Source organism: Ruegeria sp. CL7, assembly GCF_056536445.1.
In genome coordinates this window covers 21,294-44,496 of sequence record NZ_JBQFPQ010000010.1, presented here as the reverse complement: position 1 = coordinate 44,496, position 23,203 = coordinate 21,294, and the positions used below count along the sequence as shown (strand labels likewise).

Annotated in this window: 24 protein-coding genes; 18 read left to right on the top strand and 6 right to left on the bottom strand. The window is 58.9% G+C overall.

Annotation, left to right across the window (positions count from 1 at the left end; all coding sequences use genetic code 11):
* Positions 1-17: 17 nt before the first annotated feature.
* The 3 genes from trxA to ACR0LI_RS18445 are packed head-to-tail and all read left to right on the top strand — an operon-like array spanning position 18 to position 1,783.
* Positions 18-932 (top strand): thioredoxin, encoded by a 915-nt coding sequence (trxA, locus tag ACR0LI_RS18455; protein WP_171637754.1) that lies wholly within the window; start codon positions 18-20, stop codon positions 930-932.
* 27 nt (positions 933-959) lie between these two features.
* On the top strand, positions 960-1,601 hold the full coding sequence (locus tag ACR0LI_RS18450; RefSeq protein WP_209835452.1) for an LON peptidase substrate-binding domain-containing protein: 642 nt from the start codon (positions 960-962) through the stop codon (positions 1,599-1,601).
* Complete coding sequence (locus tag ACR0LI_RS18445) at positions 1,598-1,783, top strand: Trm112 family protein (protein WP_171119907.1); 186 nt, start codon at positions 1,598-1,600, stop codon at positions 1,781-1,783. The genes ACR0LI_RS18450 and ACR0LI_RS18445 overlap by 4 nt, the downstream gene beginning before the upstream one ends.
* Here the strand turns inward: ACR0LI_RS18445 and ACR0LI_RS18440 are convergent.
* Complete coding sequence (locus tag ACR0LI_RS18440; protein ID WP_480718994.1) at positions 1,780-3,042, bottom strand: FAD-dependent monooxygenase; 1,263 nt, start codon at positions 3,040-3,042, stop codon at positions 1,780-1,782. The genes ACR0LI_RS18445 and ACR0LI_RS18440 overlap by 4 nt on opposite strands.
* Before the next feature lie 52 nt (positions 3,043-3,094).
* Here ACR0LI_RS18440 and ACR0LI_RS18435 point away from each other — a divergent pair, with 52 nt between their 5' ends.
* From ACR0LI_RS18435 to ACR0LI_RS18420, 4 genes are all read left to right on the top strand, one after another.
* Positions 3,095-4,423 (top strand): amidase, encoded by a 1,329-nt coding sequence (locus ACR0LI_RS18435; RefSeq protein WP_171724919.1) that lies wholly within the window; start codon positions 3,095-3,097, stop codon positions 4,421-4,423.
* A gap of 108 nt (positions 4,424-4,531) precedes the next feature.
* Complete coding sequence (locus ACR0LI_RS18430) at positions 4,532-5,713, top strand: aminotransferase class I/II-fold pyridoxal phosphate-dependent enzyme (protein WP_480718993.1); 1,182 nt, start codon at positions 4,532-4,534, stop codon at positions 5,711-5,713.
* Positions 5,714-5,727: 14 nt separating this feature from the next.
* The gene (locus tag ACR0LI_RS18425) at positions 5,728-8,649 is read left to right on the top strand and encodes a DNA translocase FtsK (RefSeq protein ID WP_480718992.1); all 2,922 of its coding nucleotides are present in this window, start codon (positions 5,728-5,730) and stop codon (positions 8,647-8,649) included.
* A gap of 39 nt (positions 8,650-8,688) precedes the next feature.
* A complete protein-coding gene (locus ACR0LI_RS18420) occupies positions 8,689-9,285 on the top strand; it encodes a LolA family protein (RefSeq protein WP_170345603.1) in 597 nt (198 codons plus the stop codon).
* 14 nt (positions 9,286-9,299) lie between these two features.
* Here the strand turns inward: ACR0LI_RS18420 and ACR0LI_RS18415 are convergent, their stop codons facing one another.
* Both ACR0LI_RS18415 and ACR0LI_RS18410 read right to left on the bottom strand, forming a co-directional pair.
* On the bottom strand, positions 9,300-9,881 hold the full coding sequence (locus tag ACR0LI_RS18415; RefSeq protein ID WP_152459251.1) for a transglycosylase SLT domain-containing protein: 582 nt from the start codon (positions 9,879-9,881) through the stop codon (positions 9,300-9,302).
* A gap of 61 nt (positions 9,882-9,942) precedes the next feature.
* The gene (locus ACR0LI_RS18410) at positions 9,943-10,824 is read right to left on the bottom strand and encodes an AEC family transporter (protein ID WP_480718991.1); all 882 of its coding nucleotides are present in this window, start codon (positions 10,822-10,824) and stop codon (positions 9,943-9,945) included.
* 80 nt (positions 10,825-10,904) lie between these two features.
* Here ACR0LI_RS18410 and hspQ point away from each other — a divergent pair, with 80 nt between their 5' ends.
* Positions 10,905-11,231 carry a heat shock protein HspQ gene (hspQ, locus tag ACR0LI_RS18405; protein ID WP_050604943.1) on the top strand — a complete coding sequence of 109 codons (327 nt, stop codon included), beginning with the start codon at positions 10,905-10,907 and terminating at the stop codon, positions 11,229-11,231.
* Positions 11,232-11,266: 35 nt separating this feature from the next.
* Here hspQ and ggt read toward each other — a convergent pair whose 3' ends face one another.
* The 3 genes from ggt to ACR0LI_RS18390 all read right to left on the bottom strand — a co-directional run bounded on the left by ggt (position 11,267) and on the right by ACR0LI_RS18390 (position 13,870).
* The gene (gene ggt, locus ACR0LI_RS18400; protein WP_171724923.1) at positions 11,267-12,844 is read right to left on the bottom strand and encodes a gamma-glutamyltransferase; all 1,578 of its coding nucleotides are present in this window, start codon (positions 12,842-12,844) and stop codon (positions 11,267-11,269) included.
* A gap of 216 nt (positions 12,845-13,060) precedes the next feature.
* Positions 13,061-13,510, bottom strand: coding sequence for an ATP-binding protein (locus tag ACR0LI_RS18395; RefSeq protein ID WP_171637737.1), 450 nt, complete (start codon positions 13,508-13,510; stop codon positions 13,061-13,063).
* A 21-nt stretch (positions 13,511-13,531) separates the two neighbouring features.
* A complete protein-coding gene (locus tag ACR0LI_RS18390; protein ID WP_171637735.1) occupies positions 13,532-13,870 on the bottom strand; it encodes an STAS domain-containing protein in 339 nt (112 codons plus the stop codon).
* A 102-nt stretch (positions 13,871-13,972) separates the two neighbouring features.
* Between ACR0LI_RS18390 and ACR0LI_RS18385 the strand changes: the two genes are divergently transcribed.
* From ACR0LI_RS18385 to ACR0LI_RS18340, 10 genes are all read left to right on the top strand, one after another.
* On the top strand, positions 13,973-15,145 hold the full coding sequence (locus ACR0LI_RS18385; RefSeq protein WP_171724924.1) for a thiolase family protein: 1,173 nt from the start codon (positions 13,973-13,975) through the stop codon (positions 15,143-15,145).
* Positions 15,146-15,217: 72 nt separating this feature from the next.
* On the top strand, positions 15,218-15,673 hold the full coding sequence (locus ACR0LI_RS18380; RefSeq protein WP_480718990.1) for a GAF domain-containing protein: 456 nt from the start codon (positions 15,218-15,220) through the stop codon (positions 15,671-15,673).
* A 141-nt stretch (positions 15,674-15,814) separates the two neighbouring features.
* Complete coding sequence (locus ACR0LI_RS18375; RefSeq protein ID WP_171637729.1) at positions 15,815-16,564, top strand: hypothetical protein; 750 nt, start codon at positions 15,815-15,817, stop codon at positions 16,562-16,564.
* A gap of 333 nt (positions 16,565-16,897) precedes the next feature.
* Positions 16,898-17,467, top strand: coding sequence for a helix-turn-helix domain-containing protein (locus tag ACR0LI_RS18370; protein WP_171331727.1), 570 nt, complete (start codon positions 16,898-16,900; stop codon positions 17,465-17,467).
* Entirely contained in the window at positions 17,467-18,090 is a 624-nt protein-coding gene (locus tag ACR0LI_RS18365) for a LysE family translocator (RefSeq protein WP_480492413.1), read from the top strand. The genes ACR0LI_RS18370 and ACR0LI_RS18365 overlap by 1 nt, the downstream gene beginning before the upstream one ends.
* Before the next feature lie 4 nt (positions 18,091-18,094).
* Positions 18,095-18,475: a GFA family protein gene (locus tag ACR0LI_RS18360; RefSeq protein ID WP_171637723.1), complete on the top strand. Its 381-nt coding sequence runs from the start codon at positions 18,095-18,097 to the stop codon at positions 18,473-18,475.
* Between the two features lie 15 nt (positions 18,476-18,490).
* On the top strand, positions 18,491-20,938 hold the full coding sequence (locus ACR0LI_RS18355; RefSeq protein WP_480718989.1) for a GcvT family protein: 2,448 nt from the start codon (positions 18,491-18,493) through the stop codon (positions 20,936-20,938).
* A 16-nt stretch (positions 20,939-20,954) separates the two neighbouring features.
* Positions 20,955-21,197, top strand: coding sequence for a cupin domain-containing protein (locus ACR0LI_RS18350; protein WP_171637719.1), 243 nt, complete (start codon positions 20,955-20,957; stop codon positions 21,195-21,197).
* A gap of 45 nt (positions 21,198-21,242) precedes the next feature.
* Positions 21,243-22,295, top strand: coding sequence for an alcohol dehydrogenase family protein (locus ACR0LI_RS18345; protein ID WP_216600251.1), 1,053 nt, complete (start codon positions 21,243-21,245; stop codon positions 22,293-22,295).
* Between the two features lie 11 nt (positions 22,296-22,306).
* Positions 22,307-23,200, top strand: coding sequence for a homocysteine S-methyltransferase family protein (locus tag ACR0LI_RS18340; RefSeq protein WP_171724929.1), 894 nt, complete (start codon positions 22,307-22,309; stop codon positions 23,198-23,200).
* The last annotated feature ends 3 nt before the right edge of the window (positions 23,201-23,203 follow it).

Below are 23,203 nucleotides of genomic sequence, written 5' to 3'. Positions count from 1 at the left end.
ACGAAAGAGTGATTGCCATGGACCTTCTGAACGGCGGAAACGCCCCAGCAACCGATCTGATCAAAGACGGGACCGAGGCCACTTTCATGGCCGATGTGGTGGAAACCTCGCAGGAAACACCTGTGATCGTCGATTTCTGGGCACCTTGGTGTGGCCCGTGCAAAACCCTTGGACCGATGCTGGAAGAGGCTGTGACAGCCGCGAAAGGCGCGGTGAAGATGGTCAAGATCAATGTGGATGAGGCGCAGACAATTGCTGCGCAAATGCGCATCCAGTCGATCCCGACCGTCTATGCCTTTTTCAAGGGCCAGCCTGTGGACGGGTTTCAAGGCGCGTTGCCGGGATCCGAGATCAAGGCCTTCGTGGACCGCGTGATCGAAGCCGCAGGGGGGGAAAGCCCCGGGGGCCAACTGGATGATGCTGTGCAGGCTGCCGAGGAAATGCTTGCCGAAGGCGCGGCTGCGGACGCGGCTCAGACCTTTGCCGCAATTCTGGGCGAAGATCCGAACCACGCCGCTGCATATGGTGGTCTGGTGCGGGCGCATATCGCCACCGGTGATCTGGAGCAGGCAGAAGCGATCCTGAACGGCGCTCCGGCCGAGATCTCCACATCGGCCGAGCTGGAGGCTGCACATGCGCAGCTGGAGCTTGCAAAGCAGGCAGCAGATGCCGGCCCCGTCGCCGAGCTGACGGCAGCGGTTGAGGCGGATCCGGACAACCATCAAGCCCGCTTTGATCTGGCGCAGGCGCTGCACGCGAACGGCAATGTGGAAGAAGCCGTGGCACAATTGCTGGAACTGTTCCACCGGGATCGTGAATGGAATGAAGGTGCAGCCAAGACACAGCTTTTCACCATCTTCGATGCGCTCAAGCCCAATGACCCGATTGTTCTGAACGGACGTCGCAAACTCAGTTCGATGATATTTGCCTAATCTCTCATCAGAGCTAGAGTCGGGTACATGATGCATCCCGCCGACCTGCCGGAAACGGTATCTGTTTTTCCATTGCCCGGGGCGCTGCTGCTCCCGCGTTCGCGCTTGCCGCTTCACATATTCGAGCCGCGCTATCTTCAGATGCTGGACGACGCGCTGAAAACCAAGGAACGGTTGATCGCAATGGTTCAGCCGAATCCTTCGGTCAATGACGAAGACAAGCTGCACCGTATCGGATGCGCAGGGCGGGTGACGCAGTTTTCGGAAACCGAAGATGGCCGGTACCTGATCACGTTGACCGGTATATCCCGGTTCAGGGTCATGTCAGAGCTGGACTCGTTCACGCCCTACCGGAGGTGCGCGGTCTCGTGGGACGGGTTCGACCGTGATCTGGGAAAGGCCGAGAAAGACAACGGGTTTGACCGCAATGCGTTCCTGACATTGTTGGAGCGTTTCTTTTCATCCCGTCAATTGTCCACCGACTGGGATTCGCTTAAGGACGCAGAGGATGAACTTTTGGTGAATTCCCTGTCGATGCTTCTGGATTTCGACCCCGAGGACAAACAGGCCCTGCTGGAAGCCCCCTGCCTGCGCACCCGGCGCGAAACGTTGGTGACGCTGATTGAATTCGCCATGCGCGGCGGATCAAACGAGGAAAAACTGCAATGACCGACCCTGAACACGCCTTTGATCGCCACATGCTCGAGGCGATGATCTGCCCGCAGACACATACGACCCTGCACTATGACGCCGAAAAGCGAGAGCTTGTTTCAAAAGCGGCGGGTTTGGCTTTTCCCATCCGCAACGGCATTCCGGTCATGCTGGTCGACGAGGCCCGACAGCTGGATTAAATCGGGCGCCCTTGCAACAGCTTGGGCAGATCCCCGGTCAGCCCGGCCGCTTCGCGAACGAAACCGCGACGGAGGCCGGGCAAAGCGCCGACAACCCCCATGCCAATGTCACGTCCAAGCCGCAGCAGCGGGTTGTCGTTGGAAAAAAGCTTGTTGAAGACATCCGTCGCCATCGCCAGCGAGGCCGTGTCGAAACGGCGCCATTCCTGATAGCGCTCCAGAACCATCAACGAGCCGATATCCTCGCCGCGCCGTCCCGCCAAAGTCAGGACCTCAGCCAGAGCGCCGACATCGCGGAGGCCAGCGTTCAGGCCCTGACCGGCAATGGGGTGCATTCCGTGCGCGGCATCTCCGACCAGCGCCATGCGATCGCTGATGAAGGAATTGGATATGGTCAGGTTCAGCGGATAAGTGAAACGATCTCCCGCCAGACTGATTTTGCCAAGAAAATCGCCAAATCGCGGGCGCAGAACTTGCACGTAATCCCCCTCGGGCAGGGCGTTGATGTGCTGTGCGGTGTCGGTGCGTTCGCTCCAGACGATGGAACTGCGATTGCCAGTTAACGGCAGAATTGCCAGCGGACCGGGTGGCATGAAAAACTGATGCGCAATGCCATTATGTGGCAGCTCATGTTCGATGGCGCAGACCAATGCCGTCTGGCCGTAATCCCAACCGGTGCGTTTGATGCCGGCCCGTGACGCGGTTCCGCTGCTGCGACCGTCACAGCCAACCAGCAGGCTGCCGCCCAGGGTTTTGCTGTCATCCAACGTCACGGTCACGTTGGCCGTGTCGGTCTGTTGCGAAACGACGGATTTGCCGCTTACCTGGGTGATGCGCGGCTCTTCGGCCATCGCGTCCAGAAAAGCACGGCGCAGGTGGCGATCCTCGACCATATACCCCATCGGGCCTTCTTCGATCTCGGCATGGTCGAAATGCATGAAAAACGGCGATGGCCCTGTCCCGGCATGGCCATCTGTGACCTTGATTTCCAGCATCGGTTGGGCGTGCTGCGCGACGCGGTCCCAAATACCGATGGCATCCAACAACCGCTGTGAGGCCAGAGCCAGCGCATAGGCGCGCCCGTCGAATGCCGCGTTCTTGCGCACCTTTTCGACCAGTGCATCGATCACCGTGACCGAATGACCGGTTTGTGCCAGTGCCAGCGCCAAAGCAGGGCCGTTCAACCCGCCGCCCACGATCAGAATGTCAGAAGCCTGTGTCATGCCCTGCAATATGCGCGCCCTTTCGGGATTGTCCATGTGCAGTCCTGTCGCTACCGTCACCCACAGCCGAAAAACCAGGAGGGATGAGATGCAGGATTGGTTGACAATGACCGCGTGTGATTTGGGCCGTGGCATTGGCATGGGGCAGATCGATCCGGTCGAACTGACGGAAACCTACCTGTCCGCTATTGACGCTCATCCGCATCGGGACCGCATCTATGCCCGCGTCACCCACGACCGCGCCCGGGCCGAAGCGGAAGCCGCTCGGCAACGCGCGCAACTGGGCCTGCGCCGGTCGCTGCTGGATGGCGTCCCGATCAGTTGGAAAGACCTGTTCGACACCACCGGCACCGTGACCGAGGCGGGTTCGGCTTTGTTGAAGGATCGCGTGCCGGATGCGGATGCGCTGGTGCTGCGCAATGCGACTCAGATGGGCACCGTTTGCCTGGGTAAAACACATATGAGCGAGCTGGCCTTTTCCGGCCTCGGGTTGAATCCGATCACCGAAACCCCGCCCTGCATTCATGACGAGGCAGCAGTGCCCGGAGGGTCGTCTTCGGGGGCGGCGGCCTCGGTCGCGTGGGGGTTGGCGGCGTGTGGCATCGGCTCGGACACGGGTGGTTCGGTGCGTATCCCGGCGGCTTGGAATGATCTGGTGGGGCTGAAAACCACTGCGGGACGGCTCAGCCTGGAAGGTGTGGTGCCGCTGTGCCTGCGTTTCGACACGGTTGGACCTGTGGCGCGTTCGGTCGAGGACGCGGCGCATGTGCTGGCTCTGCTCGAGGGGGGAACACCTGCCGATCTGCGTGGTGCTTCGCTGAAAGGGCGCCGTTTTGCCGATTTGCAGAACATTGCCAAGGACGACCTGCGCGACACACCGCGCAAAGCATATGACGAAGCCGTGGCCAAACTTGCCGACGCGGGGGCCGAGATCGTGCCGTTGGAAGTGCCCGAGTTGAACGAGGCCATGACGTTGACCAGCATCGTATACACGACCGAGGCCTATGGGCTGTGGCGCGATGTCATCGAAGCCAATCCCGAGGCAATGTATCCCGAGATTCTCGAACGCTTCCGCATTGGCATGGGTTATTCGGGCCCCGACTATGTGGCGGCCTGGGCCAAACTCAAGGCATGCCGCAGCGCCTGGGACGCGGCAACCGCCGGGTTTGATGCGGTTCTGGCGCCGACAGCGCCGATTTTGCCGCCCAATCTGGAGCGCTTGCTCAGCGATCATGACTATTACGTAACCGAGAATCTTCTGGCCCTGCGGAACACGCGGATTGGCAACCTGATGGGGCTGGCGGCGCTGAGCCTGCCCACCGGAACGCCCGGCTGCGGGTTGATGATGCTGGGCTATCCCGGCTCGGAAGAGGCGTTGTTGCGGCTGGGTTCGGCAGCGGAAACGGTGCTGGCCTGAATGCCACAATCCCCTGATTCGGAACCTCTTTGTCTGGACGAAGAGGGACCCGGGCTGTAATCTACCAAAAAAACGGGGCGCCAATGACCCCGATATTGAGGCAGTATTATGGATTTCCCCGAGCGGTTTTCGAACCTACCGGCTTATGCATTCCCGCGTCTGCGCGCCCTGTTGGATCACCACCAGCCGGGCGGTGATGTCGTTCACATGACCATTGGTGCGCCGACACATGATTTTCCGGCTTGGGTGACGGATGTCATCTTGGAAAACGCCGCCGGGTTCCAAGGGTATCCCCCGAACGAAGGGTCGGATGACCTGCGCACGGCGATCACGGATTGGATCAAACGGCGATATGGGGTTCAGATGGACCCTGATGCCAACGTGATGGCGCTGAACGGCACGCGCGAGGGGCTATACAACGCGGCCATGGCTTTGTGCCCGGAACAGAAGAACGGTCAGCAGCCGATCATCCTGTGCCCGAACCCGTTTTATCAGGTCTACATGGTCGCCTCGCTGTCGGTGGGCGCGCAGCCTTATTTTGTGCCCGCCACCGCCGCGACGGGCCATCTGCCGGACTATGCCGGCCTGCCTGCGGACGTGCTGAACCGCACCGCCGTGGCCTATATCTGTTCACCCGCCAATCCGCAGGGGGCCGTTGCCTCGCGCGAGTATTGGGCCGACCTGATCCGTCTGGCCGAGCAGTACGATTTCCGTATTTTTGCGGATGAGTGTTATTCCGAGATTTACCGTGAAGAAGCCCCGACAGGTATTCTGACTGTCGCGCAGGATCTGGGCGCTGATCCTGAACGGATCACGCTGTTCAACTCACTTTCTAAACGTTCGAATCTGGCTGGCTTGCGGTCGGGGCTTATCGCCGGTGGTCCAAAGACGATCAAACAGGTCAAGCAGCTGCGCACCTATGCCGGGTCGCCTCTGCCTCTGCCCTTGCAAGCCGCCGCAGCAAAGGTTTGGGCGGATGAGGAACACGTTCGCGAAAACCGCGCGCTGTATCAGGAAAAATACGCCATTGCGGATGAGGTATTCGCAGGCGTGCAGGGCTATATGGCGCCCGAGGCCGGATTCTTTCTGTGGCTGCCGGTCGAGAATGGTGAAGACACCGCATTGAAAGTCTGGAAGGAAACCGGTGTCCGGGTCCTGCCGGGCGCATATCTTTCACAAGGCGATCCGAGAAAGAACCCGGGCGAAGGATTTATCCGGGCTGCATTGGTGGCCCCAAAAACAGAGTTGCAGCGTGGTCTGATCACACTCCGCGACTGCATCTATTCGTGAGGTACGAGGGCAAAATGGCATCATATAACGCGCGCAACCGCGATCCATTGCTGGACAGCACAACGCAGGCAGCCCTGGAGCGACGCAGCAAGGAGTTGATTGGCATCGCCCTGATCCTGCTGGGTTTGGCAGCGGCCGCGATGATCTGGTCCTACACGCCCGATGATCCCAACTGGATGGTGTCCACCGACGCGCCGGTGCAGAACTGGATGGGGCGGATTGGGGCCTCGATCGCCGCACCCTTGTTCATGATCGTCGGCTGGGGAAGCTGGGGCATCGCAATGGTTCTGATTGGTTGGGGTTTTCGGTTTGCGGGCCATTTCGGGGAAGATCGCGCCATTGCGCGTCTGATTTTTGCCCCGATCTGGATCGCCGTCGTCTCGGTGTATGCTGCGACGCTCGTTCCTGATGCAGACTGGCGCGCGACCCACAGTTATGGTCTGGGCGGTTTGTTCGGCGATACGGTCATGGGCGCATTGCTGACGCTGCTGCCGATTTCGTCACATTTTCTGGTGAAGCTGATGTCGCTGGCCATGGCGGTCGGGATGATTGCGCTGGGTATTTTTGTGCTGGGTTTCACCAAAACCGATGTCAAGCGGGGTTTCCGCGCCTTCTTGCTGGGTCTGGTGATGGCATATGACATGCTGATGACCCTGATGGGCCGTGGTGCAGCCTCGGCTGCGCAGGCAGCACGAGGTCGCCGCGCGCAATGGGAAGAGCGCAAACTTGCGCGAACCGCAGCGGCCGAAGCCGTGTTCGAGGATGATCTGGCTTATGCCGATCCAATCTTTGAAGAACCCGAACTGGAAAGTCCCGAACCTCCGGTCAAGTCCGGTCTGTTGGCGCGCATGCCGTCACTTATCAGGCGCCCCGATCCCATGCCCGAGCCAGAGCTGGTCGATCCGGAACCAATCGCGGGTTTCGACGAAATGCCGGGCGAGGATCGCATCCGTTCGAAAATCTCGGCTGCCGTGCGCAATCGCAAAGTGGCCACAGGTGAGTTGACGCCCGAACCCGACCCGAACCTTCCGCTGACCAAAGGCCGTGGCCGCCGCCCGGGGCCGCTGATCCTGAACACAAGCCAGCCCGATGGCTTGCCGGCGGAACCGCCGGTGACAGCAGCAGGACTGCCGCCCGAGCCACCCGTAACAGCGGGTGATAAGCCAGAGTGGCAAGAATCCACGCCGGTTGAAAACGCGCCCGCGCCTATGCAGACCCCCTATGCGCCCGAGCCGGATGTGGAGGATGAGGTATTCGAGGATGTCGAAGAAGCTGTTTTGCAACCGCGCCCGGCGATGAAAATCCCGGTAGCCGAACCGCGCAAGCCCGTGGTCGCGCAACCGGTACGCCGTACACCGCAACCGTCTCGCCGCGCACAGGCCGAGGCACAGCCTGCACTATCCTTTGAAGAGCGGCACTCGGATTTCGAACTGCCACCTCTGGGCCTTTTGTCGAATCCGGCCAGCATTCAGCGCCACCATCTGAGCGATGAAGCCTTGGAAGAAAACGCGCGGATGCTGGAAAACGTGCTGGATGATTACGGCGTGAAGGGTGAGATCGTCAGCGTTCGCCCGGGCCCGGTCGTCACCATGTACGAACTGGAGCCCGCTCCGGGGCTGAAGGCAAGCCGCGTGATCGGCCTGGCCGATGACATCGCACGTTCGATGTCGGCCCTGTCGGCGCGGGTTTCGACCCTACCGGGCCGTTCGGTTATCGGTATCGAACTACCGAACGAAAATCGCGAAATGGTGGTTCTGCGCGAAATCCTGGCCAGCCGTGATTTCGGCGATGGCAACCAGGCACTGCCGTTGGCCTTGGGCAAGGATATCGGCGGCGAGTCCGTCGTGGCGAACCTGGCGAAGATGCCGCACTTGCTGATTGCGGGAACCACGGGTTCGGGTAAATCAGTGGCGATCAACACGATGATCCTGTCACTGCTGTACAAGCTGACACCGGATGAATGCCGCCTGATCATGATCGACCCGAAAATGTTGGAACTGTCGGTCTACGACGGTATCCCGCATCTGCTGTCGCCTGTTGTGACCGACCCGAAAAAGGCGGTGGTCGCCCTGAAATGGGTCGTGGGCGAGATGGAAGATCGCTATCGCAAGATGTCCAAAATGGGCGTCCGCAACATCGCAGGCTATAACGGCCGGGTGAAGGATGCGTTGGCAAAAGGCGAGATGTTCAGCCGCACGGTGCAAACCGGGTTTGACGATGAAACCGGTGAACCAACGTTCGAGACTGAAGAATTCGCGCCCGAAGCGATGCCCTATATCGTTGTCATCGTCGATGAGATGGCCGACCTGATGATGGTGGCGGGAAAGGAAATCGAAGCCTGCATCCAGCGTCTGGCACAGATGGCGCGGGCCTCGGGCATTCACCTGATCATGGCCACACAGCGCCCCTCGGTCGACGTGATCACCGGTACGATCAAGGCGAACTTCCCAACGCGGATTTCCTTCCAGGTGACGTCGAAAGTCGACAGCCGCACCATTCTGGGTGAAATGGGGGCCGAACAGCTGCTGGGGCAGGGCGACATGCTTTACATGGCTGGCGGTGCCAAGATTACCCGCTGCCACGGGCCCTTTGTCTCGGATGAAGAGGTCGAGGAAGTCGTCAACCACCTGAAACAGTTTGGTCCACCGGACTACATTGGCGGTGTTGTCGACGGTCCGGCCGAAGAAAAGGCTGACAATATCGATGCCGTTTTGGGCCTGAACACTGGCGGCAATACGAACGGAGAGGACGCGTTGTACGATCAGGCGGTGGCAATCGTGATCAAGGATCGCAAATGCTCGACCTCGTATATTCAGCGAAAACTTGCCATTGGCTACAACAAAGCTGCACGGCTTGTTGAGCAAATGGAAGACGAAGGTGTTGTTTCGTCAGCAAATCATGTCGGGAAACGCGAAATCCTCGTCCCCGAGCAATAGGATATTTAATAACAAGGGCAGAAGACCTATCTGTACGGCATGAAACAGATTGCTTTTGCCCTTGCTTTGACACTGGCCGCACCCGCCGCATGGGCGGCGGAGAAGCTGCCGCTCTCGCAGATTTCCAATTACCTGAACGGGTTGAAGACGGTTCAGACAACATTCACCCAGGTGAATGACGATGGCTCGCTGAGCACAGGCAAGCTGTGGATGCAGCGCCCCGGCAAGATGCGATTTGAATATGACCCGCCCAACAGTGCCGTGGTGCTGGCAAGATCCGGAAGTGTTCAGATCTTTGATCCGAAATCGAACCAGCCGCCCGAGCAATACCCGCTTAAGCGCACACCACTGTCCATCGTGCTGGCGCGAAACGTGAACCTGAGCCAGGCAAATATGGTTGTAGGTCACAGCTTTGACGGCACGGCCACCGTCGTCACCGCGCAGGATCCCAAGAACCCCGAAGCGGGTCGGATCGAACTGATGTTCACGGACAATCCGGTCGAGCTGCGCAAGTGGGTGATTCACGACAATGCGGGCAGCCAGACGACGGTATTGCTGGGCGCCCTGAATGAAGGCGGTCGCCTTGATCAGAAGCTGTTCTCGGACAAAAAGAGAAGCGGGTCAGGCAATCGCTGACCCGCTTGTACGTATCAATACCGGCAGTTCGCCAACTGTGCCTGATATAGTTGTGCGCGTGCGTCCACGTCATTGGCAACGTTCAACAACCAGGATTTGCTGTTGTAGCTGCCACGGGCGTAGCCTGTATGGCCTTCGTGATAGGCCAGGTACTGATTGCGCGTATCTGCCGGGTGGATACCGTTACGCTCGTAGCTTTTGTTCATGTACCAGCCGATAAAATCCGAGGCGTCGCGGATGCGATCGCGCTTGGCCCGACGTTTTCCTGTTTCGCGCTGATATTGTTCCCACGTGCCGTCCAGTGCCTGACCATAGCCGTAAGCGCTGCTTTGACGGCCCATTGGGATGACGCCCAATACATATCTATGCGGAGTGCGCGCATCATGCCTGTACCGGCTTTCCTGATAGATGGTCGCCATCTGAACGTGAACCGGAACGCCCCATTTGCGCTCGGTGTTCTTGAAGGCTTTGATATAGTCGGGTTTTTCACGCGCAATACTGCACGCATCGTTTAATCTGCTGGGCGGCTGTTTAGAGCCGCCCCCACAGGATGCCAGAAGCAGCACCCCCAGGAGTACGAAAAGAATTCTGCTCATGTGCCTCGTGCCTTTTTTTGTGTATTCTAGCGCAGATTGAGCGCTTAGGAAATCACAATCGCTATAAAATGATAGCCAGAATAGCCGGTAACGCCGCAACGGAAAGCACGGTGGACACCATGACCATGCCGGCGACGGCGTCGGAATCGGCCCCAAACCGTTCGGCCAACAGGTAAGAGGTTACGGCAACCGGCGTACAGATTTGAAGAACCAGAACGCCAAATGCGATCGTATCCAAATCAAACCATCGTCCGATTCCCCATCCCAGCGCAAAGCACACCGCCAGTTTCAGCGCTGACAGCCACAGCGCCCGCCCCAGGCTGTGCGAAGTCAGGCGGGCGATTGCCACACCCAACGTGACCAACATCAGCGGGACGGCCATTTGCCCCAAAAGCTCCAGCGTGTTGGTCAGAAATGTCGGCGTCTGCCATCCTTGCCACAAAAACACTGCGCCAAGGATCGTCGCCCAAGCCATTGGTTGGCGCGCAACCTGTCCCCACGCCCCTTTCCCGGCGACCAGATAAATCCCGTAAGTGAAAGAAAACAATGCGGTAACTGACAGAAAGACAACAGCATATCCCAGACCAATCTGACCAAAGGCAAAGATGCACAGCGGCAGGCCCAGATTTCCGGTATTGCCGAAGATCAAAGGCGACAGATATGTTCGCGGGTCCAGTCTCAGCCCTCGAACGATCAGCCAGAACACAACCACCAGCAGCAGATTTGCGAGCAGTGTCGCCATTGTGAAGCGCGACAGATCATTGCCCGGGATCTCGGTTTGCATCAGGGCAACAAAGATCAGACTGGGCATTGCCAGCATCGTTGCAAAGCGGGTGACGAATTGCAGGCGGTATTCGAAACCCAGCTTAACCCATGTAAAACCAACAGCCGCCAATAGAAAAACCGGCGCCACGATTTCGAACACTGTCAGTATAAGGTTCACAGACTGTTTCCCTGATTTTCACATCAATGATTGGCTTTTCCGCCCGGAAACGGGTAAAAAAAGCGTTGGGGGCTGATACAATGCTAAAGACACGTGCAAAATACGGCTTGGGCCAGGTGGTTCGTCACAAGAAACACCCTTTTCGAGGGGTGATTTTTGACGTGGATCCCGAGTTTTCGAATACCGAAGAATGGTATCAGGCCATTCCGGAAGACAGCCGCCCAAGGAAAGAGCAACCGTTCTACCATCTGCTGGCCGAGAACGACCAATCCTTCTATGTTGCTTATGTTTCAGAACAAAATCTGGTTGCAGACTATTCAGGCGAACCGGTCGAGCACCCGGATATTCCCAATATGTTCGGACCGTTCGAAGATGGTGCATACCCCCTGCATTTCCACCTGAACTAAGTGCGCCGAACCGGCGGGCGTAGGTCTGCCGCAGATCAGTATCCAAGGGCGCAGCCATCCTTGCGTGGGTCGCTGGCACCCTCCAAAACACCGTCTTTTCGGATTCGGATCGCTTGCGCTCCGCCAAGTGGTGTTTCCGGCATCTCAATATTATGGCCGATATCGGACAATTGTTTCGCGATCTCGTCGCTGTAGCCACGCTCCAGTTTCAGAACCGATCCGTCAAAGAAGGCGCGTGGCGCATCGATGCTTTCCTGCAACCCAAGCCCGAAATCGACAAGATTTGACACGAAGCGCGCGTGTCCGGTTGGCTGATAGGCGCCGCCCATGACACCAAATGGCATCGTGACCCGACCGTTCTGCGCCAACATTCCCGGAATGATCGTGTGCATCGGGCGTTTGCCGCCGCCCAGTTCGTTGGGGTGGCCGGGCTGCAATGTGAATCCTGCCCCGCGGTTTTGCAGCAATATGCCGTATTTTCCCGACGCGATACCGGATCCAAAGCTGTGAAAGATCGAATAGATCAACGAAACAGCCATTTGGTCGCGGTCGACGACGGTGATGTAAACCGTGTCCTTGTGAACCGCTTCGGTCAGAGGCGCCGCAGCAGGCATCGCCTTTTGGGGATCGATCAAAGCAGCCAGTCTGGCAGCGATATCCGGATCCAGAAAGCGCTCTACTCTTGCCATGTGGTCGGGATCCGCGATGAACCGGTTTCGAGCGTCATAGGCCAGTTTGGTGGCCTCGGCTTCGATATGAATACGCTCCGCTCCGAATGGATCCATCGAGGCCATGTCAAAATGCTTGAGGATATTCAGTAGCAAAATCGCGGTTGCGCCCTGACCGTTCGGCGGATGTTCCACCAGATCCACACCTTTGTAGGCCCCATGTATCGGCTGCGTTTCAGTACATCTTGTGTGATGAAAGTCCTCAGCGGAATGGACACCACCCCTTTCCGAAAGCGCGGTGATCATATCATCGGCGATTTCACCTGAATAGAACGCGTCGCGCCCGTGGGCCGCGATCTGGCGCAATACCTTCGCCTGTCCCGGCGCACGGAAAACCTGCCCGATCGACGGGGCTTGCCCGTCAATCAGATAGTGGTCGCGGGCGGCGCCCTGAAGTGTTGCGGCACCTGATTTCCAATCGAAAGCGACCCGAGGAGCCACCGGAACACCCGCTTCAGCATAATGAATCGCCGGCTTCAAAATCGCGCCCAACCCCAGGCGACCCTCGGTCTGGGCCAGGTGGCAAAAGGCATCGACGGCTCCGGGAATGGTCACGGCATCCGGCACGCCCAAAGGTACGGATGACAGGCCCTGATCGCGCAACATCTGGGACTGCGCGGCAGCCGGTGCGCGGCCCGATCCGTTGAGCGCGCGTATCCTGCTTTCGCCGGCACGATTGAACAGAACGAAGCAATCGCCGCCCAATCCGGTCATCTGTGGTTCGCAAATCCCCAAAAGAACAGCCCCGGCAATCGCGGCATCCATCGCGTTGCCGCCCTGGCCCAAGATATCGATGGCCACTTTGGCCGCCAGCGGATGCGACGTCGCGCACATGCCTTGCGTGGCAAAAACTTCGGATCGGCCCGGATTATGCAGATCACGCATGGCGAATTCTCTCTCGTTAGAACAAGAGAAAGCTATTCACTGATCAGCGATTGTCCAGCGATTTCAGGATGGGAAGTTCCTCGGCGCCATTCACTGGGTGGGGGCTGTGATATGTGGCGCCGAGGGAAGCTATCTGAGCTACGAGTCACTGTATGGTGGTTGTTTGCGGCGCGACAATGTTTCGAAAATGACCTTATTGTGACCAATTGTGGTCGATCACCCGTTGGGTTCAAAATCAAACCGCAGGGACAGACGATTGCATCCACCGCGCCGCTCGTACCGGATATCACTGGTGAGGCGATGGATCAGGAACCAGCCGAACCCACCTTCGGGGAGGTCCTGTAGATCCGTTCCCATCGGAGCAGGGGTGCCATCCGGAAGTCGGTATCCAGGCAGCGGGCGCCCCGTATCCGAGATCAAGATGTCCAGAAGATCCCTGTCCAGCCGGCAGGTGACCTGAACCTTGGCCGCGGCGATGCCATTGTAAGCGTGTTCCACGACGTTGTTGATGGCTTCAGCCAAAGCAATCTTCACATCGCCGGCTTTATGCGGGGGCAATCCCCGTTCCGCCAGACCGACGCTAAGCTTTGCAATGCCCTCGCTGGCCTCTGATTCCGTCGCAGGGAAGGTCAATTCCAGGCAGGTCTTGTTTTCAATCGGCTCCACGCCATCTATCCCCTGCTGCCGTCAGGCGTCTGTCTCTGACAACGCGTCATCCAGAGTTTCAAAAAGTCTGAAAACCGTATCCATGCGTGTCAGGCGAAAGACTTTTTCGACCACTGGCTGCAACCCGGCCAGATCAAGCCTCCGGTCTTTTCCCAGCTGTTTCATTGAAGCAACGATTGCGCCCAGACCGCTGGAGTCAATAAACTCGACATCGGACAGATCCAGCACAACGCGATGAGCGCTGTCCTCGGTATTGGTGCGCATGTCTTCCTTGAACTGAATGGCCATTGCAGCATCGATCCGGTCGGCATGAACGGTGATGATCTGAGTTTCGCCGGTTGTCTTGCTGGTCAACCCCATGATCCTGCCGCCTTCCAAACTGAAATTGAGTCGTAGAAATACGCTAGACGGCAATTCTTACCATTCGGTATTCAAGAGCCCGAAAGCAGGAGGAAAACCCGGATGAGAGACGTTGTTATAGCAGGGGCCGCCCGTACACCGATGGGCGGGTTTCAGGGCATGTTTGACGGTGTTGCTGCGGCTGACCTCGGGGGCGAAGCAATCCGCGCGGCTTTGCAGCAGGCAGGGGTGCAGACGGTCGACGAAGTGCTGATGGGCTGCGTTTTGCCGGCGGGGCAGGGCCAGGCACCTGCGCGGCAGGCCGGATTCGCGGCGGGATTGGGCGAAGAGGTACCCGCCACGACGCTGAACAAAATGTGCGGTTCGGGGATGAAGGCCGCTATGATGTCCTTCGACCAAATTGCATTGGGTCATGCAGATACGATGGTTGCGGGCGGCATGGAAAGCATGACCAACGCGCCCTATCTTCTTCCCAAGATGCGCGGCGGTGCCCGCATTGGCCACGGTCAGGTGGTTGATCACATGTTCCTCGACGGCCTTGAAGATGCCTATGACAAAGGCCGCCTGATGGGGACTTTCGCCGAAGACTGTGCCGAGGCGTATCAGTTCACCCGTGAAGCACAGGATGAATACGCGCTGCAATCTTTGTCCAACGCGCTGTCTGCGCAGGAAAATGGCGCATTCGATCAGGAAATCACACCCGTTACCGTCCGGACGCGCAAAGGTGAAATTCTGCTGGAGACAGATGAGCAGCCAAAATCCGCCCGCCCCGAGAAGATCCCGACGCTGAAGCCTGCGTTCCGCAAGGACGGTACGGTGACGGCCGCCAACTCGTCTTCGATTTCGGACGGCGCGGCGGCGCTGGTTCTTGCGTCGGCAGAAACCGCCGAAGCGCGGGGCATGACGGTTCGGGCCCGGATTTTGGGGCATGCGAGTCATGCTCAGGCCCCCGGCCTTTTCACGACGGCTCCGGTTCCGGCGGCGCAGAAGCTCTTGTCACGCATTGGCTGGAGCAAGGATGACGTCGACCTGTGGGAAGTGAACGAGGCCTTCGCGGTTGTGCCGATGGCTTTCATGCACGAAATGGGCTTGCCACGAGACAAGGTGAATGTGAATGGCGGCGCCTGCGCCCTAGGCCATCCCATCGGTGCCTCGGGTGCCCGCATCATCGTTACGTTGTTGAATGCGCTGGAAAAACGTAACCTCAAACGGGGCGTCGCGGCGATCTGCATTGGCGGGGGGGAAGGCACGGCCATTGCCATCGAACGCGTTTGACCCTTCATCTTTTTCCAAATACTCCGGGGGTTCGGGGGCCGTGCCCCCGACCATCCGAAGGGGTTGCAATCAATGACTGCCGAGTATGAAACGCTTGCCAAAACGATCGCGGCCCTGACCGAAGGCGAAACGGACCAGGTTGCTCTTATGGCGACTGTCGCCTGCGAGGTTCACCATTCCGACGATCGTTTCGACTGGACCGGGTTTTATCGTGTCACCGAACCGGGCGTTCTGAAGATCGGCCCTTATCAGGGTGGGCATGGTTGTTTGGTCATCCCGTTCGAACGGGGCGTCTGCGGTGCCGCAGCAAGAACGGGCGAAACGCAACTGGTGCCGGATGTCGATGCGTTTCCGGGTCACATCGCCTGCGCCAGCTCAACCCGGTCCGAACTGGTTCTGCCCGTGCGGGATTCGTCGGGACAAGTCATCGCCGTTTTTGACATTGACAGCGACCAGCCGGACGCTTTCACGCAACAGGATGCGCAAAATCTGGAAGGCATTTTGACCGCAGTGTTTGCCGGGCACTGACCGCTGCGGTCGTTGCGGATGTGCATCAACCCAAGGGATTCCCGGGCGAATGAAGGGCGCGGCTGACTTCATCTTGCAGGCTTCGAAGCGATCTCCTATCAGAATCCATAGCGAAGTTTCGTTTTGGGGTGTTTCTCAGGGATGCAAGAGTCTGACATCAATCCGACGGTCGCAGATGAAGCGCCTCGAAAAGGGATCAGACGCGCCCATATGGCGACATTCCCGGATCGCATCGGCGTATTGCCCCATTCGGTGGCAAGCATCGCGCATCAGGTCGACAGAGTTTTCATCTGCCTGAACGAATATCAGGAAGTTCCCGATTTTCTGGGTGAGTTCGACAACGTCACCGCCGTGATCCCCGACCGGGATTACAAGGATGTCGGCAAGTTCATCTTCCAACCGGATCCTGCAGATACCGTTTTTCTGGTCGACGATGATATCGAATATGCGGACAACTATGTCCGTCAGACCATACGCCGGGCGCGGGGCGTCGGACTGGAAAAGCGTGTCTTCGGCTATCATGCCACGACGTTCACAAACCCGACGCCCAAGTCGATACGGCAGCGCACGTTGTTGCGTATGAACCAACGGCTGACCTACTCGACCAGGGTGCACCAGCTGGGAACCGGAACCGTCATGGTGTCCGGGTCGCTGTTCCCGACACTGGAATACATGGAAGGCAGCGAGAAGTTCGTCGATGTGCGTTTTGCCCGTTACTGTTTCGAAAATGGAATCGAAATGTGGACGCTGCCCAGAAATCGCCGCCGCTTTCCCAGCTTGCTTGCCGGGCTTGAGCCGGAAAAGCGCGAAACGATCGCCGACAGTTTCACCCGTCGTTGGCCTCAACATGTGTTGGATGAAGTGAAGGTTTTTGCCGGTCTTCAATTCTAAGGCCGGGCGGGCTTTGCACGATCCAGGCTTTTCCAGATCTGTTTCTGTCGCGAAGGGTTTCGCATGTCGCCGCAGCACGACGGGGCAACGATATGTGCTGTCTTTTTGAAATGAAGCCCTTGTACGGCAAACACTGAAATCCGGCTGCTGCGCCCCTGCGGTTTTTCTGGTGTTTCAGGGGCCTGTGCGCCTTCTGCTCCTCAATTCTGTCTTTCGCACACGATGATGATCGACACCCCATTTTAACCGGGCGTGAAAAAACGCTTGGAAATTTCACCGGCTTGCTTCATCGTGAAAAACGAAGGAAGAATTTCACAAGATTCGGAGCGGCCTGTGAACAGCCAAGCCCCCCAAAGCGCGACCCTTGGTGCTGACCTGAGGGCCTTGCGCAAGGCCCGAGGGTTGACCCTGACCGAGATCGCAACTCGGCTGGATCGCTCTGTCGGTTGGTTGAGCCAGGTCGAGCGCGATTTGTCCGAGCCTTCAATCTCGGACCTGCGCCAGATTGCCGAATGCCTCGGCGTGCCAATGTCGATGCTGTTTGCGCATTCAGCCGCCCCTGCGAACGAATTGGGCTACGTTGTGCGCGCCGGGTCGCGTCGCCCGATGGGGTCGGGCGAAGAAGGGCTGATCGAAGAGTTGCTGTCGCCGGATCTGACTGATGATTTCGAAATGGTGCATTCCACTTTCGAGCCAAATTCACGGATGCAGACACCGGCCAACCGCCCGACTCAGGAAGTGGGCTATATGATTTCAGGTCGATTGAATCTGACGATCGGGTCGCGTGAATTCCTGGTGGGGCCGGGCGACAGTTTTCGGATCAAACATGAACCTTATCAATGGGCCAACCCCTATGAAGAGCCTGCAGTGGCCATCTGGGTCATTGCTCCGCCGGTGTACTGATGTCATTCGAGGCGTGGTCCATTTTCGCGCTGTTCTGGGTGGTATTCGTCACCACACCGGGGCCTAACGCGGTCAACTGCATCTCGAACGGGATGAGCCTGCCGTTTCCAAAGGCCATGATGGGTGTATTGGCCATACTGACGCAGGCTAGCATGTTTTTGATCCTATCCGCGCTGGGCGTCACAGCCCTGATTGCGGCTTCTCCGACCGGGTTTTTCGTGGCCAAGTTGGTCGGTGCGGGCTTTCTGATCTGGTTGGGCCTGCGGGGATGGATGAATGCCGGCAAGCCCGCTCCGGTCTCGGAACGCCCGGCCCGGCACGTTTATCTGCACGCGCTGGCAGTGGCCACGATCAACCCAAAAAGCGTCGCGGGCTATCTGGCCGCGTTTTCGCAATTCGTGCAGCCGGACGTGCCGATCTGGCAGCAGATGGTCGTGATTATGCCAACCGCACTATTAATCACAACGCTCAGCTATACCGGTTTTACCGTGTTGGGCGCTTTGATGGGCAAGGCGGCACTAGGCGCAGTATTCAACATCTGGGTGCGCCGGGTGATGGCGGCCTGTTTCATAATCTACGGCGTGTTGTTGGGAATCAGCACCGCGCCTGCGGCAAGGGGGTAATCTTATGTACAGAGGGTCCTGCCTTTGCGGTTCAGTTGCATTCACCATCGACGGAGACCTTTCACCGCCTTCGGTCTGCCATTGCGGGCAGTGCCGAAAGCAATCCGGCCACGTCTGGGCCTCGACCACGACCCATCAGGACAACCTGAGTTTCTCGGCCCGCGACACGCTGAAGTGGTTCCGTGCATCAGACATCGCACGGCGCGGGTTTTGCAGCAAATGCGGTTCATTCCTCTTCTGGCAACATACCGAAGAGGACACGATTTCGATTGCCATGGGCGCGTTCGATGCGCCCACGGGCCAAAAGCTCTCGAGGCACATCTTTGTGGCTGACAAGGGCGACTATTACGACATCACGGACGATCTGCCCCAACGGGCACAGTAACAGGGACCAAAACTCATGAGTGATTTTCCGACAAAAGCACGCGTGGTCATTATCGGTGGCGGTGTGGTGGGGGCTTCCTCGCTGTATCATCTGGCCAAGAAAGGCTGGACCGACTGCGTTCTGCTGGAAAAGAACGAACTGACCGCAGGCTCGACCTGGCACGCGGCCGGTAACGTTCCGACCTTCTCGACCTCGTGGGCGATCATGAACATGCAGCGCTATTCGACCGAACTGTATTCGCGTCTGGGCGAAGAGGTCGACTATCCGATGAACTACCATGTTTCGGGGTCGATCCGTCTGGCGCACAGCAAGGAACGGATGCAGGAGTTCCAGCGGGCCATGTCGATGGGCCGCTATCAGGGAATTCCGATGGAGATGTGGACGCCGGAGCAGGCCAAGGAACGCTACCCTTTCCTGGAAACTCATGATCTTGAGGGTGTTCTGTATGACCCGACCGACGGTGACATCGACCCGGCACAACTGACGCAGGCGCTGGCCAAGGGCGCGCGTGACATGGGCCAGAAGATCATCCGCTTCTGTCCGGCAACTGGCGTCACCCAGCATGGCGACGGCACCTGGACCGTTCATACCGAAAAGGGCGATATAGGCTGCGACTATGTCGTCAACGCCGCGGGCTACTATGCCCAGCGTGTGGGTGAATGGTTCAAGCCCTATGGCGGTCGCACCGTACCCGCGATGGTCATGAGCCACCAGTACCTGCTGACCGAGGAAATCCCCGAAATCGAGGCCTGGTCGAAGGAAAGCGGCGGCAAGCTGCCGCTGTTGCGCGACGTGGATATCTCCTACTACCTGCGGCAGGAGAAGAACGGCTTCAACCTCGGCCCCTACGAGCCCAACTGCAAGGGGCACTGGATGACCGAGGACGACCAGATGCCCGAAGATTTCTCGTTCCAGCTGTGGAACGACGATCTGGACCGGATCGAGGACATTGTCGCCGATGCGATGGAGCGGGTGCCGCTGATGGCGACCTCGGGCGTGGGGCGCGTGATCAACGGGCCGATCCCATATGCGCCCGATGGCCTGCCGCTGATCGGCCCGATGCCCGGCGTCAAGAACGCGTTTGAGGCGCATACCTTCACCTTCGGCATCGCCCAGGGCGGCGGCGCGGGCAAGGTACTGGCCGAATGGATCGTGGATGGCGCCACCGAATGGGATATGTGGGCCGTCGATCCGCGCCGCTATACCGACTACACCGATCAGGACCACTGCAACCAAAAGGGTATGGAGGTCTATGGCAACGAATACGCCATGCACTTCCCCTATCACGAATGGCCCGCCGCACGCGACAAGAAGCTGTCGCCGGTACATGCCAAGGTCAAGGAACTGGGTGGCGTTATGGGGGCCTATAATGGCTGGGAGCGCGCCAACTGGTTTGCGCAGCCGGGGGACGATACCTCCGAGGAAAGCACCCACACCTGGGGCCGCTCGGGCCCGTGGGAGCAACGGATCAAGGAAGAATGCGAAGCTGTGCGCGACCATTGCGGCGTGCTCGACCTGCCGGGTTTCTCGCGCTTCGTCGTCAAAGGCGAAGGCGCGGGCGAGGCGCTGCGCGGGCTGGTCACCGGCGGCCTGCCCAAGGTGGGGCGGATCAACCTGGTCTACATCGCCGACGATCGCGGCCGCATCCTGACCGAGATGTCCTGCATGCGCCTGGGCGAGGATGAGTTCGTGATGATCACCGCCGCCACCGCGCAATGGCACGACCGCGACATCCTGATGAACGCGATGCCTGCGGGCGTCACGGTCGAGGACGTGACCACCACCCGCGACACCCTGATCGTGACCGGACCGAAATCGCGCGAGATCCTGTCGGGTCTGACCGATGCCGACCTTTCGTTGGGCTGGCTGACCCATCAGGCCGCCACCGTGGCCGGGCAACCCGCCCACCTGATCCGCGTGTCCTTTGCTGGCGAACTGGGCTGGGAGGTGCACGCGCTGAACGAGCACATGCCCGCGATCTATGACGCGTTCCTTGCCGCCGGGGCCAAGCCGTTCGGCATGTATGCACTGAACAGCCTGCGCATCGAAAAGGGCTATCGCGCATGGAAGGGTGATCTGAGCACCGACTACTCGCTGCTGGAAGCGGGTTTGGAGCGGTTTGTCAAACTGGACAAGCCACAGGACTTCCCCGGAAAGGCTGCAATCCTGAACGAAAAGCAGCAGGGTGTGAAAAAGTCGTTCGTCACCCTGACTGTCGACGCAGGTGATTGCGATGCGCCTTACATGTCGTGCATCTGGCAGGGCGATCAGATCGTGGGCGAGACCACTTCCGGCGCATGGGGTTACCGCGTCGGCAAATCCATCGCGCTGGGCATGATCAAGTCAGAACTTGCAAACCCCGGTACCGAGCTCGAGGTTGAAATCTACGGCCAGAAGTGCCGCGCCGTGGTACAGGAGGATCAGCCGCTGTGGGATCCCGCAAACGAGCGGCTGCGCGCCTGACAAACAGGAGGCCCCCATGCGCCCGCGATATTCCAAGATGGGACCTGGTGAAGGTCCCAACTATGACTGGGAAAACGACCATACCTTCGTGAAAGTTTCCGGTCAGGACACGGGCGGAGCCTACACACTGATGGAAGACAACGTGAAGGCCAGCTTCGCACTTGGCCTTCATCGCCACGACAGCCATGCCGGGACATTCTGTTGTCCGGAAGGCGGGGTTGGTTTCCTTGTTGATGTGGATCGCGTTGATGTGGGCTGAGGATCACGAGCCACAGTCCGAAACATTCGGATGATGAGGTCTGAGATGACGATTCCCAATACCATGTCGGGCGTTTACCTGACCGATCACGGTGGACCCGAGGTTCTGGAATGGCGTGATGATATTCCGGCTCCTGAACCCGGGGCAGGGCAAGTTCTTGTTCGGGTCGCTGCCGCAGGTGTGAACAACACGGATATCAACACACGGGTCGGTTGGTATTCCTCGGGCGTCACCGGTGCGACGGATGCCGTTGATCAGAAGGTCGAAGCGGGCGGTTGGGGCGGTGCATTGCACTTTCCCCGCATTCAGGGCGGAGATCTTTGTGGCATCGTGGAACAGGTTGGGCCGGGTGTTGCCTTCAAACCCGGGCAGCGCGTGACCTGTCCGATAAACCTGCCGCGTCCGCGCCCGGGAAACCCGCAGGGCTTCATTGCGCTTGGATCCGAAATCGATGGGGCCTTTGCCCAGTATTGTCTGGTTGAAGCCGATGATCTCTATGACGTCAGCGCCTCGCCCCTTTCGGACGTGGAAATCGCCGCCATTCCTTGCGCCTTCGGGACGGCGGAAAACCTGCTGACCCGCGCAGGCGTGACTGCCGGGCACAATGTGCTGATCACCGGCGCCTCGGGCGGCGTCGGGCTGGCGGCGGTGCAACTGGCCGCCCTGCGCGGGGCGTCGGTTTGGGCTGTAACAGCGGGCACGAAAGCCGAGATCGTGAAATCCCAGGGGGCCGAGAATACGTTTGACCGGAACGACCCGCTGCCGCAGGATAAGTTCGATGTGGTGATCGATGTTGTGGGTGGCCCGGCCTGGCCGTCGCTGATCCTTTCCCTGAAATCCGGCGGGCACTATGCCGTTTCGGGGGCAATAGCAGGCCCGATTGTCGAAGCTGATCTGCGGGACATATATCTGCGCGACATCACCATACATGGGTGCACGCACCAGGCGCCCGAAGTCTTTGCCCGTCTTGTCGAACTGGTGAATACCGGACGGATCAAGCCACTGGTTTCCCGGACCTATCCGTTGAAGGATATTGGTATTGCACAGGCTGATTTTCAGTCAAAGACTCTTCCGGGAAAACTGGTATTGGTGCCCTGAGGAGTAATGACATGGCGGATATCACTCTTTTGGACGGCTCTATCGGGCAGGAACTGGTAAAACGCAGTGGCGACCGGGCGACACCGCTGTGGTCGACGCGCGTGATGATCGATCACCCCGATTTGGTTGCGGAAGTGCACCGCGACTATTTCAGCCGGGGTGCGACGGTCGCGACAACCAATACTTATGCCGTCCATCGCTCTCGCCTGGTGCGGGTGGGGATGGAGGATCAGATGCCCACCCTGATCGACACTGCCTTGACGCAGGCCGAACGTGCCCGCTCGGCAACCGGGGGGCGGATTGCGGGTGCACTGGGGCCATTGCTCGCTTCATATCGCCCCGACCTTAACCCGGACCCTGCGGATGCGGCTGAAAAGTTCGCTGAACTTGTGGCCATGATGGCCGCACGGGTCGATCTGTTTTTGATCGAAACCGTGTCCTCGGTGCAAGAGGCCGAGGGCGCATTGCGTGGCACGGTCGGATGCGGAAAACCGGTTTGGCTGTCCCTGTCGGTCAATGATGACGATGGCAGCCTTCTCAGGTCCGGCGAACCGTTGGCGGACATTGCACCGTTGATGGAGGAGTTTTCGCCCGATGCCGTGTTAATCAACTGTTCGCGCCCCGAGGCGATCCCGGCGGCGCTCGAGGTTCTGTCCGGCATGAACCGGCCTTACGGGGCCTACGCCAATGGCTTCACGCATATTACGGATGATTTCCTTCAGGATGCGCCGACCGTGGATTCCCTGCAAGAACGGCATGACCTTGGCCCCAGGGCTTATGCGGATCAGGTGATGCGGTGGATCAATCAGGGGGCAACGATTGTTGGCGGGTGCTGCGAAATCGGGCCGGATCATATCGAAGAACTGGCGAACCGGTTGCGGGCCGCCGGTCATAACATCGTTTGAAGA

Excerpts from the sequence above, each read along its gene's own strand:
- ACR0LI_RS18450 (WP_209835452.1), top strand. The coding sequence starts at position 960 with ATGATGCATCCCGCCGACCTGCCGGAAACGGTATCTGTTTTTCCATTG.
- ACR0LI_RS18355 (WP_480718989.1), top strand. The coding sequence starts at position 18,491 with ATGAGTGATTTTCCGACAAAAGCACGCGTGGTCATTATCGGTGGCGGT.
- trxA (WP_171637754.1), top strand. The coding sequence starts at position 18 with ATGGACCTTCTGAACGGCGGAAACGCCCCAGCAACCGATCTGATCAAA.
- ACR0LI_RS18365 (WP_480492413.1), top strand. The coding sequence starts at position 17,467 with ATGTCATTCGAGGCGTGGTCCATTTTCGCGCTGTTCTGGGTGGTATTC.
- ggt (WP_171724923.1), bottom strand. The coding sequence starts at position 12,844 with ATGCGTGATCTGCATAATCCGGGCCGATCCGAAGTTTTTGCCACGCAA.
- ACR0LI_RS18415 (WP_152459251.1), bottom strand. The coding sequence starts at position 9,881 with ATGAGCAGAATTCTTTTCGTACTCCTGGGGGTGCTGCTTCTGGCATCC.
- ACR0LI_RS18340 (WP_171724929.1), top strand. The coding sequence starts at position 22,307 with ATGGCGGATATCACTCTTTTGGACGGCTCTATCGGGCAGGAACTGGTA.
- ACR0LI_RS18430 (WP_480718993.1), top strand. The coding sequence starts at position 4,532 with ATGGATTTCCCCGAGCGGTTTTCGAACCTACCGGCTTATGCATTCCCG.
- ACR0LI_RS18345 (WP_216600251.1), top strand. The coding sequence starts at position 21,243 with ATGACGATTCCCAATACCATGTCGGGCGTTTACCTGACCGATCACGGT.
- ACR0LI_RS18385 (WP_171724924.1), top strand. The coding sequence starts at position 13,973 with ATGAGAGACGTTGTTATAGCAGGGGCCGCCCGTACACCGATGGGCGGG.
- ACR0LI_RS18375 (WP_171637729.1), top strand. The coding sequence starts at position 15,815 with ATGCAAGAGTCTGACATCAATCCGACGGTCGCAGATGAAGCGCCTCGA.
- ACR0LI_RS18390 (WP_171637735.1), bottom strand. The coding sequence starts at position 13,870 with ATGGGGTTGACCAGCAAGACAACCGGCGAAACTCAGATCATCACCGTT.
- ACR0LI_RS18360 (WP_171637723.1), top strand. The coding sequence starts at position 18,095 with ATGTACAGAGGGTCCTGCCTTTGCGGTTCAGTTGCATTCACCATCGAC.
- ACR0LI_RS18380 (WP_480718990.1), top strand. The coding sequence starts at position 15,218 with ATGACTGCCGAGTATGAAACGCTTGCCAAAACGATCGCGGCCCTGACC.
- ACR0LI_RS18425 (WP_480718992.1), top strand. The coding sequence starts at position 5,728 with ATGGCATCATATAACGCGCGCAACCGCGATCCATTGCTGGACAGCACA.
- ACR0LI_RS18420 (WP_170345603.1), top strand. The coding sequence starts at position 8,689 with ATGAAACAGATTGCTTTTGCCCTTGCTTTGACACTGGCCGCACCCGCC.
- hspQ (WP_050604943.1), top strand. The coding sequence starts at position 10,905 with ATGCTAAAGACACGTGCAAAATACGGCTTGGGCCAGGTGGTTCGTCAC.
- ACR0LI_RS18435 (WP_171724919.1), top strand. The coding sequence starts at position 3,095 with ATGCAGGATTGGTTGACAATGACCGCGTGTGATTTGGGCCGTGGCATT.
- ACR0LI_RS18350 (WP_171637719.1), top strand. The coding sequence starts at position 20,955 with ATGCGCCCGCGATATTCCAAGATGGGACCTGGTGAAGGTCCCAACTAT.
- ACR0LI_RS18440 (WP_480718994.1), bottom strand. The coding sequence starts at position 3,042 with ATGGACAATCCCGAAAGGGCGCGCATATTGCAGGGCATGACACAGGCT.
- ACR0LI_RS18445 (WP_171119907.1), top strand. The coding sequence starts at position 1,598 with ATGACCGACCCTGAACACGCCTTTGATCGCCACATGCTCGAGGCGATG.